The organism is Serratia nematodiphila DZ0503SBS1, from assembly GCF_000738675.1.
Classification (GTDB): Bacteria; Pseudomonadota; Gammaproteobacteria; order Enterobacterales; family Enterobacteriaceae; genus Serratia; species Serratia nematodiphila.
In genome coordinates this window covers 2,604,790-2,615,598 of sequence record NZ_JPUX01000001.1, presented here as the reverse complement: position 1 = coordinate 2,615,598, position 10,809 = coordinate 2,604,790, and the positions used below count along the sequence as shown (strand labels likewise).

Annotated in this window: 16 protein-coding genes and 2 tRNA genes; 1 reads left to right on the top strand and 17 read right to left on the bottom strand. The window is 56.8% G+C overall.

Going from position 1 to position 10,809, the window contains the following annotated elements; translation table 11 throughout:
* Positions 1 to 15 precede the first annotated feature (15 nt).
* The 14 genes from JL05_RS12120 to JL05_RS12055 form a co-directional block, all read right to left on the bottom strand.
* Positions 16 to 534, bottom strand: a complete 519-nt coding sequence (locus JL05_RS12120; protein ID WP_394852863.1) for a tail assembly protein — start codon at positions 532 to 534, stop codon at positions 16 to 18.
* A 119-nt stretch (positions 535 to 653) separates the two neighbouring features.
* Positions 654 to 986: a hypothetical protein gene (locus JL05_RS12115; RefSeq protein WP_033632540.1), complete on the bottom strand. Its 333-nt coding sequence runs from the start codon at positions 984 to 986 to the stop codon at positions 654 to 656.
* Positions 987 to 1,022: 36 nt separating this feature from the next.
* Complete coding sequence (locus JL05_RS12110; protein ID WP_033632539.1) at positions 1,023 to 1,727, bottom strand: C40 family peptidase; 705 nt, start codon at positions 1,725 to 1,727, stop codon at positions 1,023 to 1,025.
* Positions 1,728 to 1,736: 9 nt separating this feature from the next.
* Positions 1,737 to 2,489 (bottom strand): phage minor tail protein L, encoded by a 753-nt coding sequence (locus JL05_RS12105; protein WP_033632538.1) that lies wholly within the window; start codon positions 2,487 to 2,489, stop codon positions 1,737 to 1,739.
* Between the two features lie 9 nt (positions 2,490 to 2,498).
* The gene (locus JL05_RS12100; protein ID WP_033632537.1) at positions 2,499 to 2,837 is read right to left on the bottom strand and encodes a phage tail protein; all 339 of its coding nucleotides are present in this window, start codon (positions 2,835 to 2,837) and stop codon (positions 2,499 to 2,501) included.
* On the bottom strand, positions 2,837 to 5,128 hold the full coding sequence (locus JL05_RS12095; protein WP_033632536.1) for a phage tail length tape measure protein: 2,292 nt from the start codon (positions 5,126 to 5,128) through the stop codon (positions 2,837 to 2,839). The genes JL05_RS12100 and JL05_RS12095 overlap by 1 nt, the downstream gene beginning before the upstream one ends.
* The gene (locus tag JL05_RS12090; RefSeq protein WP_019453673.1) at positions 5,121 to 5,342 is read right to left on the bottom strand and encodes a hypothetical protein; all 222 of its coding nucleotides are present in this window, start codon (positions 5,340 to 5,342) and stop codon (positions 5,121 to 5,123) included. The genes JL05_RS12095 and JL05_RS12090 overlap by 8 nt, the downstream gene beginning before the upstream one ends.
* A gap of 17 nt (positions 5,343 to 5,359) precedes the next feature.
* Positions 5,360 to 5,725 carry a phage tail protein gene (locus JL05_RS12085; protein WP_033632535.1) on the bottom strand — a complete coding sequence of 122 codons (366 nt, stop codon included), beginning with the start codon at positions 5,723 to 5,725 and terminating at the stop codon, positions 5,360 to 5,362.
* A gap of 125 nt (positions 5,726 to 5,850) precedes the next feature.
* Positions 5,851 to 6,306 (bottom strand): major tail shaft subunit, encoded by a 456-nt coding sequence (locus JL05_RS12080; protein ID WP_016926946.1) that lies wholly within the window; start codon positions 6,304 to 6,306, stop codon positions 5,851 to 5,853.
* Positions 6,307 to 6,347: 41 nt separating this feature from the next.
* Positions 6,348 to 6,740 carry an HK97-gp10 family putative phage morphogenesis protein gene (locus tag JL05_RS12075; protein ID WP_033632534.1) on the bottom strand — a complete coding sequence of 131 codons (393 nt, stop codon included), beginning with the start codon at positions 6,738 to 6,740 and terminating at the stop codon, positions 6,348 to 6,350.
* Positions 6,737 to 7,126 (bottom strand): hypothetical protein, encoded by a 390-nt coding sequence (locus JL05_RS12070; protein ID WP_033632533.1) that lies wholly within the window; start codon positions 7,124 to 7,126, stop codon positions 6,737 to 6,739. Before JL05_RS12070 ends, JL05_RS12075 begins: the two co-directional genes overlap by 4 nt.
* Positions 7,127 to 7,182: 56 nt before the next feature.
* Positions 7,183 to 7,623, bottom strand: a complete 441-nt coding sequence (locus JL05_RS12065; RefSeq protein ID WP_004935847.1) for a lysozyme — start codon at positions 7,621 to 7,623, stop codon at positions 7,183 to 7,185.
* The gene (locus JL05_RS12060; RefSeq protein WP_028127738.1) at positions 7,620 to 7,931 is read right to left on the bottom strand and encodes a phage holin family protein; all 312 of its coding nucleotides are present in this window, start codon (positions 7,929 to 7,931) and stop codon (positions 7,620 to 7,622) included. The genes JL05_RS12065 and JL05_RS12060 overlap by 4 nt, the downstream gene beginning before the upstream one ends.
* Positions 7,932 to 8,727: 796 nt before the next feature.
* On the bottom strand, positions 8,728 to 9,090 hold the full coding sequence (locus JL05_RS12055) for an antiterminator Q family protein (RefSeq protein WP_033632532.1): 363 nt from the start codon (positions 9,088 to 9,090) through the stop codon (positions 8,728 to 8,730).
* Positions 9,091 to 9,331: 241 nt separating this feature from the next.
* Between JL05_RS12055 and JL05_RS12050 the strand changes: the two genes are divergently transcribed.
* Complete coding sequence (locus tag JL05_RS12050; protein ID WP_033632531.1) at positions 9,332 to 10,009, top strand: LexA family protein; 678 nt, start codon at positions 9,332 to 9,334, stop codon at positions 10,007 to 10,009.
* A gap of 75 nt (positions 10,010 to 10,084) precedes the next feature.
* Here the strand turns inward: JL05_RS12050 and JL05_RS12045 are convergent.
* The 3 genes from JL05_RS12045 to osmE all read right to left on the bottom strand — a co-directional run bounded on the left by JL05_RS12045 (position 10,085) and on the right by osmE (position 10,741).
* Positions 10,085 to 10,160: transfer RNA gene (locus JL05_RS12045), tRNA-Thr, on the bottom strand.
* A 6-nt stretch (positions 10,161 to 10,166) separates the two neighbouring features.
* Positions 10,167 to 10,254, bottom strand: a tRNA-Ser gene (locus JL05_RS12040).
* Between the two features lie 157 nt (positions 10,255 to 10,411).
* Positions 10,412 to 10,741: an osmotically-inducible lipoprotein OsmE gene (osmE, locus tag JL05_RS12035; protein ID WP_004935874.1), complete on the bottom strand. Its 330-nt coding sequence runs from the start codon at positions 10,739 to 10,741 to the stop codon at positions 10,412 to 10,414.
* Between the last annotated feature and the right edge of the window lie 68 nt (positions 10,742 to 10,809).

The following is a 10,809-nucleotide window of genomic DNA, read 5'->3' as shown; positions in this document are numbered from 1 at the left end:
TCAAACGGATGATGGTTATTGCTGGTCTTCGGTATAAATACCTGCGGAGATAATCGCCCCGCCAATTTCACGCGTGCCGTACAGCACACCGACGGGGTTGCCCTGCGCCGTGGTGTTGACCGGCCCGCCAAAGGCATAGCTCGGTTTATTTTCCGGGCCTTGCCGCATGCGCAGCCCGCCCATTTGCGGGGAAAGCATTTGGAGAATGCCGCCGAGGGCAAGGGAAGCGCCAGCAACACCAATACCTTGTGCAACGGCTGTCGACATACCTAAAAGGGCAGGATTCCAAATGGACAAAGCCACTAATGCAGCCCCAAGAATTGTTTGAAACAGTCCAGCTCGCTTGCTCCCAATTACGACGGGAACAAGGTGAATATCTTCCGACCCTTTGGTGAGCTCTAGCTCATCCTGCCGGACATTGCGTTTACCAACGAAAATAGAAAATGTCAGGCCGCGTTTGTGCGCCTCCAGCATGTAGCGCTCGAAGCCGGGTAACAAGTTCTTCATTGCATCAATGGCTTTGGTAACAGTCATGGCCCGGTATTTAAACTCCCGGCCAAACAACTGAATCATCGGACCATGAAACCTGACAGTTCTTAGAGGAATATCGATAAAAGACATAATGCCACCATAAAAAAACCTGCCGAAGCAGGTCATTTACATTGCGTGATAGCCTGCTCATAGAAATCTATTTCTTTACTTCTATATAAGCGATAACTGCTACCTTCATTATTACTGACAACATCAAGGATGAATACGGGACCACGCCAGGGATCGTTAAACTGTAGCGAATGTCCATCCGGTAATGGTTGAGTGATCATCGGTTGCAAATATGAATGCTTATTCCACTCAGCGATCACACAATAGACGAACGCCTGTTCCGATTTTTTCGAGTTCCCCGAAGCAATGGGAGTACTATCTTTCAAACTGCTTACAGTATTACACCCAGAAATAAACAGAGCCATAATTAATAAAATCTTCTTCATTACCTTTTCCTTAAGCTGAAAAGTGGAATGATAGCATCACATCAGGGCTTTGTGGCGCAACACCTTTACCGTTCGCTCTTTCCAATACCCACCGTAAGGCACCCGCTGGCTGAGCATGCCGTACATATGGTGCAGCAACAGGCCATCTGCCAGCAGAATGCCGGCGTGGTTGGCCACCGGCGCCGAAACCTGCATGACCGCCATGTCGCCTGAGCGTGGCGGGCCATCGAACTCGCGAAAGCCGCACGCATGCCAGTTATCCAGATAGCGGTTTTCACCCTGCTCCCACCACGGGTAATCAACGCGGTAATCGTGCAGCGCTATGCCGTGCTCCTGGAGGAAGTAGCTCATGATCAGCCCCCAACAGTCGGTATGCCCCAGCACGAACTGGCGGCCCACCAGCGGCAGTTCGCCGCGCGGCAAAATGGTGCGCAAATCCCCCTCCGGCCAGCTGGCGATCGCCCAGGGCAACTCCATCGCGTCGCACTGCGCCTTGTCCAGCTCACTCGGCTGCGTTGTGGCGTCCGGGTGGCTGTGCACAATGAGGGTGATGGTGCCCCATTCTGCGGCGGCCACGTAATCTTCCGGCGCCAGATGAAACTGCTCGGTGGGGTTGTCTGCCAGGTTTCGGCACGGAAAATAGCGTTCCACGCGGGACTTTTGCGCCACCACACCGCAGCATTCGCGCGGATACTCAGCCCTGGCGTGCGCCATAATGGCCGCCGCGGTTTTTTCTTTCATACTCGCCCCCTACTGCCGGATCAACGCCGCGCCGGGGAAGCCGCCGAACGGCAGCGGCTCGTGCTCGCCAAAGCGTTTTTGGCAGTCGCTCAACAGCCCGCCGCAGCGATCCTGGCTCGGATCCTCCACCGGGTTGCCCTTGTCGTCAAAGTAACGGCTACCGGCGTAATCGCAGCCCTTGCCGGTGCGATAGCCGCCGCGCGAGCACCAGGTGCACAGGCTGTGGATTTGCCGGGTCGGGATGCGCAATCCCCGCAGGTCAGCCGGACTCGAGAGTTCGAACTCCACCGCTTCGTCGCTTTCTGTCGCCTTGCGATCGATGTAGAACACCTGCAGCTTTTCCTGCAGCGGATCGGCCGAAGAGTTCCCTTGCGGGAAGTTGCGGGCATCAAGGTAGTGCACCAGCGTATCGTGGATCCGCACCTTGGCCTGCGCCATGTCCTCAAACTGCAGGCAGAGTGCGCTGATCAGGCCGTTGATATTGGCGACCGACAGCTTGGGCGCATTGCCCTGGCTGTCGGCGGAAATCTCCAGCCCTTCAACGCTAAACGGCCACGGGCCGTACTCCAGCCCCTGCCACCAGACCGATTTCGCCGGCAGTTTGCTTTCATCACCGCCGGCGGCGGCCAGCTCTTGCGGCGTAAAAGACAGGGTATCGCAATGAAAGCGCAGAATATCGGCGCCAAACCGGGTGCCGTCCACCTCAATCAGGCGGATGCGGTTGCCCGGCTCCAGCTTTTGCAAATCTGAATTCAGCATCATCTCCCCCGGTTAAACGTGAAAAGCCTCGGTAAACGTGGCCGTCAGTGAATAGTTGTCCCCGCCCATCGCGACCGGCTTATAACCCTCGCAGCGGTAAAGGCCGGGAACCTGCGTCGGTGGCGTCCAGTGGAAGGACTTCACCCCATGATGATTTTCCAGAAAGACGATGATCGGCGTGATGTAGTCATACTTGCCGACAAAGGTCAGATCCCAGGAGCGCACGATCGGGTTAATGCCGTCGCCGGAGACCTGCGCATAGCCGTCGCCGAACTGCGCCTTTCTGACGCGAAAGCGCATATCGCCGGCGGCATTGACGCGCGCCGGAAATTCAAATGTCTGAATGCCCATTACATCCCCTTGATTGCTTTCCAAATCGGCTGGCCCGGCATCAGGTTACGGTTGATTACCTTTTGGCTTTCCTGCGCGGCGATATTGCCCATCCGTTTACCGAACTCACCCCACCCCGGATCGGCCTGCGAATTGACGTTGCCGCCGTTCTCGATGGTGATGTAGACATTCGGCGCCGCCGCAGGCTGCTGGCCGCCGCCGATCGCCCGCACGCCGAGCGAGCCGTCCGCGCTGCGTTTGAGCGGCATGATGGCCTCCGGCCCGGCTTCGCCCATCAAACCGGCGCCTCTGGCGAACGCGAACAATGTGGGATTGCTGACGATCTGGCCGCTGAATGCGCTCAGCGAAGGCGAGGCGTATACGCCGCCCTTGGCGTTAGGGACATAGCCTTGCCAACCGGTCGGCATGCCCATCGCGCCTGAACCGGCCGCGCCCGCGCCGGCGCTTGCAGCCCCGCCCAGCAAACCGCCGCCGATGCTCATAAAGGTAGAGAGAAAGGTTCTGGTTAACAGTGCCTGCATCGCCAGATCGATCAGTTGCTGAATGATGGACTGCGTCATGGAGGTCATCAAACCGAGCATGCTTTGCTTAAAGTTTTGCGTCCCGGTCAGCAGATCGAACATCATGCCGGAGGCCCGTTCCCGCGTCATGTCCACCAGCCCCAGCGCCATCTTGTGCACGCGGCTCTGCCCGCCGAACAGACTCAGCGCCTGCTGATACTGAGCGTCCGACGATTCTTGCGTCGCCGCCTGCATCAGCTGTTCATAGCGCTGTTTATCCAGAATACCTTGCTGGTAGTAAGCCTGGTATTGCGCCTGCTGCTGCACCAGCTGGTTGTTAAGGCGAGCGACCGGATCCACATCACCGGCAATGTTCATACGCGGCGCGGCGAGCGCGTCGGTTTCAACCTTCAACCGCTGGCGCGTCGTTTCTTGCTGCTGCATCCGGCTGGCGGTCTGGTACTCGCGTTCGGTCAACAGCCGTCCGTCATACAACGCCTTCAGCTCTTTACCAACCTCCTGCTCTTTGCGCACCGCCGCCTGCCCTGGCGCGTATTGTTCAGCGAGCTGCTGCCGCTGCCGCTGATACTTCTCGGCGTTCAGCGCCATCGCACGCTGCACATCGGCCTGCCCGGCACCGGCCGCCTTGGCCGTTGACGCCAGCTTGGCCTGTGCGCGTTGTTCATCCTGGGTGATTTTTTCGAGGCTGCTCAGATGCGCCTGCTCGATTTCCTGACGCAGCTGTTGGTACTGATCAAGAGCCTGCTGCTTACCGTTATCGTTTAAAATACGACCGACAGGAGGAGCGCTGGTTTGATGGCTCTTAGGCTTAACAGGTTTGATCTCAACATGGCTATCATTGCCATTCTGTGCATTAACGGCATTGCTTCGCCGAAGCCGGATCGCTTTCTCGCCCTTAATGACATCTTCCAACTGCGCTTGCAAGGCGTTGAGTTCTTTCTTCACCTCTTTGGGATCAGAATAGAGGAATCCCAACAACCCTTTGCTTCGCCGCTCTAAGCCAGCAATTCGGATATCGCTCCTGCGCGCCAGTTGGTTTTCGATCTTGGCTTTTTCCTCACTGAGCGTCTTTAGCTGATCGTCGAAGGTATCAATTTTGACGGCGAGCTTTGCCTTGGAGAGCTTGCTGAGATCTTCGGCCGTCTCGACCGCCGCATCTTTCAATGCCAAAGCCGATTGACGGGCCAATTGGTTTTGCTCATGGAAGTACAGCATCGCCAATCCCGCCTGGATGGCGACACCGATCGGGCCGCCAAGCGCCCCCAGCGCGACATTGGCGACGCGAGAGGCAGAACCGACGCCGGCCGTCGCCTGAGCCGCCCCGCGCGCCGCCGCAGCCTGATCGCGCCAGGCCGCCGCGCTGTCATTCAGGCCGCCGGCCAGTTTCAGCATCTCCTCCGCCCGGCTGCCGCCTTCGCCGGAAGCGCTGCTCGCCTGGCGGGCCGCGTCGTCCAACTGTTTCATCTGCGCCGTCGCGGCGACGGTGATGGACGCAAGTTCGGTGAGCGCCTGCCCATACTGGCGCGAGGTGGCGGCGAGGCCCTGCAGCGACAGTTCAACGCCGGCCAGCCCAGCCAGTTTCCCCGCCAGGCCGCCAAGCGTGCCGCCGATGCGTTGATACGACTCGTCGGTCTTCTTCGCATCCTGCTGAGCCTGGCGGTTAAATTTGGCGGATTGTTCCCCGGCGGTGCGGTAAGCCGCCGTCAGTTTGTTTTTAAAGTTGGTGTCATTCAGTTGCAACCCGACGACCAACTGTGCGGTATCAGCCATTTCCCAGCACTCGCATAACGTCAGCACACTGCATATCAATACTGCTTTGCGCGGGCTGACCGGATTGATGAACGGGGGCACTCTCCGCCGCATCGGCCGTCATGCCTTGCAGTTTGAAGTATGCCCGCCAGTGATTCAGGATGTGCGCCGGCAGCGCGGCGATCTTGCGAGGATCCGACTCACCCCAGCGATCGGCCAGTTGGAACACCAACATCAGCCAGGGCGAGTCAGTCAGTTTTTTTCCGCTTCCTCCAGGCTACCGACCGCATGGCGCTTGACGGCACCGATGGCTTCGACCAGCGTTGGGTTGTCGTGCGCCGCCAGCAGATCGTCTACGCTCGGCAAGGCGCCGGCCGGGATACGTTTGCCGTCCGGCGTCATCAGGCATGACAGCAGCAGCTGCACGTTGAGCTGAGCGGCTTTGCGCATGTCACCGCTGTCGATGGCGGCCTTCATGCCGTCTTCGTTTTCCTGCAGCTCCGCCGCTTTCAGGCGGCGAATAAAGGCTTTGGCGCCAAAAATCTGCGTTTCAATCACGTGATCGTCGGATTTCAGCAGCGCCGCTTTCAGCGCTTTCAGATCGTATTTCTCACTCATCGGTTTTTCCTTGTTCAATTCAGTTTACTCTGCGCATCAGCGGGTTGCCGCAGACCGCATGGCCCGCGGCGGAAGCGATCGCGCCGAGCGCCCTCAGACGTTAACCCAGCGCGATCGTCGGCTCGTCACACCTTCGGGGTGACCGAGCCCCAGGTGTTGCTGTTTTGCTTGCCCTGGACGGTAATCTGAATGACTTCGCTCGCCGGGGCGGTGATCTCATTCATTTTCCAGCCGGACAGCGACAGGATGGAGGTGGAGGTGCGGCCGTTCGGCAGCTCGACGTAGAACTGCACCGTTTCGCGCTTGTCCGCCGCATTCAGCAGCGCCGCGAAATCGGCGTTGGACGGATCGTCGATGAAACCGATGGACTTCTCCGCGCCTTCCGGCAGGTCGGAAATAAACTGCTTGGCGGTATCCAGCAGAGTGGTGCAATCGACAAAACCGCCGGTTTGCCCCATTTCACCCACCGCTTTACAGTTGGTCAGCGCCTTCATGGCCGTCGGTGCAGCCCCGACGGTGCCCCATTTGACGATAGTGCCGGCAGGCAGCATGGCGTATTCTGGCGAGGTTTTATCAGCCATAGTTTTTCTCTCTCTTTTTTGATGAAGGATGGTAGCGGTCGCTACCGGTTTTCGATGCCATAGCGGACGTGAGCCGCCAGGATGCGTAACACTTGGTGCTTATGGTGATCCAGCGCAGGGCGAATAAACGGGGCGGCGGCTTGCGTTGCCGTGCCGTACTCCTGCGCCAGGGCTCTGTGGTAATGCTGTTTACTGGGGCCGACACGCAACGTCACCGCGTTCCATCCGGTAACGGCCGGACGTATCGCGATGCCGGCGCTCAGCGATGGCTCGCTGTTTGACGCCCCCCGCTCGGCACACTGCTGCATCGTGCTGAGCAGCGGCGCCAGCGCGGCGTGGCCTGCCTCCGGCAGAATGTGACTGGCGACCTCGCGCCGAATCGCTTCCAAGCGGCGAGCCAATTCCGCCATGCCGGAAACGTTTATGGCGATCACGCCGCCACCTCGGAATGGGTAATGAGGTAATCGCGCGCCATCCGATACTGAACGCGGTTATCCGCCAAGGGCGTGGCGCTCTGCAAAAGGGTGCTGCGCGTAACCGCCTGTACCGGCCATTGGCCGATATGACCATGTCGAACCCCTTCCCAGGCGTTCAAAACCGCCTTATCCAGAGCGATCAGCCGGGAGTAATCGTCGATCACATACAGCACGATCTGAAAACGGCTCTGCACCAGCGAACTGTCAACCAGACCGGTGTTCACTTTCAGATCGCTGATCTTCTGATAGGTCACACCTTCTTGCTGCGGATCCGGCAAGATCAGCGGATGAACCGCCAGATGGGTTAGCGCGGCCAGCGAGCGTTGGATTTCATCTTCAATCATTTGGGCAAGGTCTCCGTCGTTTTGAGGGGGAATCGTTTTACAGACGCATTCAGGCATCAGGAAAGGAACAGCGCGCGTTCCGCCGCACGCCGGGCAACCAGCCCATCGAGCCGCACACCGCCCGCATTCACCCATCGGCCGAACTGGTCGGCCGCCCCCTGCCGATCGCCGGCATTCAGCCGGCGCAGCAGCGTCGATTTCTCCAGCGCACGCAAGCCCAGGTTATAGGCGAAGCTCACCAGCGCATCGAACTGCCCCTGCGTGATCGTCACCGCCACCAGCCGTTCGACGCCCTGTTCGAATTGGGCGACACCGCACACCAGCAAACGCTCGGCCGTTGCGGCATCGATCGCCATGCCGGCCCCCACTTTTCGTCCCGCTACCGGTTGAGTCCACCCATAGCCGATGGTCCAAACGCCGACCGAGTCCTGATAAGCCTGCAACCGCAGGCCTTCGAAACGCTTAATCAGCGCCATGCCATCGTCACTTATCTTCATTGATTTCCTCCTGACGCTTTATTGAGAAATCGGCGTTCCAATGCCTTGATCAGCGATGCTCCCGACCACCCCGCCATGCCGCATACGCCGCCCATCACCTCCGAAGGCCAGTCGTAATGCAGCGCAATCATCACCATGGTCAAGCCAGCGAAAATAGAGACGAACAGCTGCAAAAACAGCGTCCTCCAGCTAAAAGTTTCGCCGTTCAAAACCTTGAAGGAATAGCTGGCGATCGCCCCCAGCAGCGTCATGCCGAAAGCAAGCAGCATTGAAAGGATGTTTGGTTCATTTTTCCAAGGCATAATCATCACCCTCCCCTTACCGGGGCATAGCCCGATCGTCGGGAGTCATGGAAAAGAGCGGCTAAATGCGGCGCCCCTCTTCGTCATTCCTGTTCCATTTAAAAAGCGGCCATTTACGCTATCGAAAATGGCTTATCCATTCTGTTCAACCTGAGCAGATAAATAAGAATTGCGCCGCTTTATAAAGGAGAAGGATTAGCCTCCCGTCGTGGTCATTCAACGACAGTCATTATTCAGTGAGTGATTAACCGTTTTGACAAGGAGGCTAAAAATGAAAAAACCCGCCTGAGCGAGATTTAGTTATTGTGCGGCGGCGCCGGCAACGACTCAGTTTTATCAGATTACGCGTTTATTTGCGTACGCGTGAGTCTTTTATTATAAAAAAACAAAACCCCGCCGGAGCGAGGTTTAGTTATCGTGCGGCGGCGCCGGCAACGACTCAGTTTTATCAGATTACGCGTTTATTTGCGTACGCGTGAGTCTTTTATTATAAAAAAACAAAACCCCGCCGGAGCGAGGTTTTGTTATCGCGCGGCGGCGCCGGCAACGACTCAGTTTTATCAGATTACGCGTTTATTTGCGTACGCGTGAGTCTTTTATTATAAAAAAACAGAACCCCGCCGGAGCGAGGTTTAGTTATCGTGCGGCGGCGCCGGCAACGACTCAGTTTTATCAGATTACGCGCTTATTTGCGTACGCGTGAGTCTTTTTTTAAATTATTGCAACGCGCATACGCTATTGTTATTCCTGATGTCACAGTGAAACGAGAAATAAACCCTCATCAACTTCAACGACAGCAGTTTCAGCGATCCATACTCAACTTTATATCCAACATCGCCAGGCATCCCCCGATGAATCCCTCCGCCGTTTGCATCTCTTTGCGTATCGTACCGTCTGAACATTTCCTTTTCAGGGCGATCTTACGCAGAGATATGCCATAAACATGGTGGGCAATGATGAGATCGAACTCTTCGGGTTTGTATTTCTTCAATCTGCCCACGCAACCGTCGATCACCAGGCCATCATCATCGCAGCAGGAACGTTCACCTTTCGATTTATAGGACAACAGCCCTCTGAACCCGGCAGCAATGGGGGAATAATCGATGCCGCTGTTATCCCTGGCCCATACGCCCCACCGCTCCAACACTTCATTCATATCTCTCATGCTTCCACCTCCTTTGGGCGTTTGCCACATCGCCAGGGCTCCATGTCGTTGACCGACGTCGGTCGAGCCGCTCTTCTGCTCGGCGTGCGCCAACACGCAACAACCGCTCCGCCCGGCGTGCTCGCCGAGGGTATTACATCAAATACTGTATAAATAACCAGTGCCAAGTATACCCAGAGGTATCTTTTTTTCAATAGCGAAAATCCATTTACCTACAGGTAAATTTAGGTACGATGACCCCATGAAAAACGAGCAAAAAATGCACCTCCAGGAGATGCGGCGAGAGCGCCTGATCATCCTGATCGATAACCTCGGCGTCGGGGGACAAAAGCGCCTTGCGGAGGCGCTCGGTATTGCCGCGGACTATGTCTCTCGCCTGCTCTACCCGCCGGGCAAGAAAGGCAAAAAGGGCATCAGTGGCGATATGGCGCGAAGGATTGAACAGTACTTCGCCGTGCAAATCGGCTGGCTGGATGGCCTGGAGCAAATCGGGCTACGCCCCGTCAGGCAGAAGACAGCACAGACCTTGGGTAAAACGCTTCCGCTGCTGGCATGGACATTGCCGTTATCTCATGAACAGCTTCGCAAAGGAACGACCGTCCACTACCCGGCAATGGTGCAATGCAGCGCTCAGGCCTACTGGTTGCCGGTGCGGGATGACACGATGAACGGCTCTGCCGGCGCCAATTACCCAAAGGGCGCCTTGATACTTGTCGAACCCGTTACTGCCGGCATAACCGAGCTTATGTCCGGCGATAAGGTGATAGCGAAACGCTGTGACAGCGCGGAACTCATCTTTAGAAGGTATGTCGAGGAAGCCGGGCATCGATGGCTTAAGGGAAGCATGCCGGGTTGCCCGGCGCAGAATGCCGATGAGTACGCGATTATCGGGGTGGTGCTTGGCGCCTGGCTGCCCTAGCCCATGAGTGCCGCGTTGAGAACCGCATAAAGCAAAAAACCGCCAACCTTGCGGCTGGCGGTTTTTTGGCACTCATGGTGCCGGCTACCGGAATCGAACTGGTGACCTACTGATTACAAGTCAGTTGCTCTACCTACTGAGCTAAGCCGGCTGAATTTGGCGGAAGGACAGAGATTCGAACTCTGGGAGCTGTTACACTCGACGGTTTTCAAGACCGTTGCCTTAAACCACTCGGCCATCCTTCCAATGGGCGCTGATATTAGCGATACCGTTATGAAATGTCTATCATTTTGATGCAAAAAAATGGCATGGGCGGTGCAGTTGCCTAAACTTCAGGCCTTAAACGCTTAAAAAATGAAAAGCCCCGCAAAAGCGAGGCTTTTATGTTCGGCTGAAACGCGATTACTTCGGCTGCGAATCGTAGTCGGAACAGGTTTGATAGCCCTTGTTCATGACATGGCCCGTGTCGTTGTAGCTGACAAAGTACGTTTGCACCTTGCCATCGCGCGGCGCGACCGCATAGGTATCGCAAGTGCCTTGCGCATGAATCAGCGTGGCAGACGTCGACGGCGGACCGGCAATCGCCCGCACCTGCTGCTTGGTCATCCCTACTTTGACATCGCTGACCACCGGCTCATTGACATAACTGGTTGCACGGTCATAGGCGGTGCAGCCGGCAAGAATGGAAAATACCGCTGCAGTACCGACGGCCAAAACCAACTTCTTCGTCATAGCTTGTCCTCTTGGAGTACGTTTGTTGTCCCCTAAGTCTAGAAGTGGAAAGGCTTTTCTACAAATTC

What these genes read in the sequence shown, in the direction of transcription:
- JL05_RS12085 (WP_033632535.1), bottom strand. Translation starts at nt 5,725, where the DNA reads ATGAGTGAGAAATACGATCTGAAAGCGCTGAAAGCGGCGCTGCTGAAA.
- JL05_RS12050 (WP_033632531.1), top strand. Translation starts at nt 9,332, where the DNA reads ATGAAAAACGAGCAAAAAATGCACCTCCAGGAGATGCGGCGAGAGCGC.
- JL05_RS12115 (WP_033632540.1), bottom strand. Translation starts at nt 986, where the DNA reads ATGAAGAAGATTTTATTAATTATGGCTCTGTTTATTTCTGGGTGTAAT.
- JL05_RS12080 (WP_016926946.1), bottom strand. Translation starts at nt 6,306, where the DNA reads ATGGCTGATAAAACCTCGCCAGAATACGCCATGCTGCCTGCCGGCACT.
- JL05_RS12095 (WP_033632536.1), bottom strand. Translation starts at nt 5,128, where the DNA reads ATGGCTGATACCGCACAGTTGGTCGTCGGGTTGCAACTGAATGACACC.
- JL05_RS12090 (WP_019453673.1), bottom strand. Translation starts at nt 5,342, where the DNA reads ATGTTGGTGTTCCAACTGGCCGATCGCTGGGGTGAGTCGGATCCTCGC.
- JL05_RS12105 (WP_033632538.1), bottom strand. Translation starts at nt 2,489, where the DNA reads ATGATGCTGAATTCAGATTTGCAAAAGCTGGAGCCGGGCAACCGCATC.
- JL05_RS12070 (WP_033632533.1), bottom strand. Translation starts at nt 7,126, where the DNA reads ATGATTGAAGATGAAATCCAACGCTCGCTGGCCGCGCTAACCCATCTG.
- JL05_RS12100 (WP_033632537.1), bottom strand. Translation starts at nt 2,837, where the DNA reads ATGGGCATTCAGACATTTGAATTTCCGGCGCGCGTCAATGCCGCCGGC.
- JL05_RS12060 (WP_028127738.1), bottom strand. Translation starts at nt 7,931, where the DNA reads ATGATTATGCCTTGGAAAAATGAACCAAACATCCTTTCAATGCTGCTT.
- JL05_RS12065 (WP_004935847.1), bottom strand. Translation starts at nt 7,623, where the DNA reads ATGAAGATAAGTGACGATGGCATGGCGCTGATTAAGCGTTTCGAAGGC.
- JL05_RS12110 (WP_033632539.1), bottom strand. Translation starts at nt 1,727, where the DNA reads ATGAAAGAAAAAACCGCGGCGGCCATTATGGCGCACGCCAGGGCTGAG.
- JL05_RS12120 (WP_394852863.1), bottom strand. Translation starts at nt 534, where the DNA reads ATGACTGTTACCAAAGCCATTGATGCAATGAAGAACTTGTTACCCGGC.
- osmE (WP_004935874.1), bottom strand. Translation starts at nt 10,741, where the DNA reads ATGACGAAGAAGTTGGTTTTGGCCGTCGGTACTGCAGCGGTATTTTCC.
- JL05_RS12055 (WP_033632532.1), bottom strand. Translation starts at nt 9,090, where the DNA reads ATGAGAGATATGAATGAAGTGTTGGAGCGGTGGGGCGTATGGGCCAGG.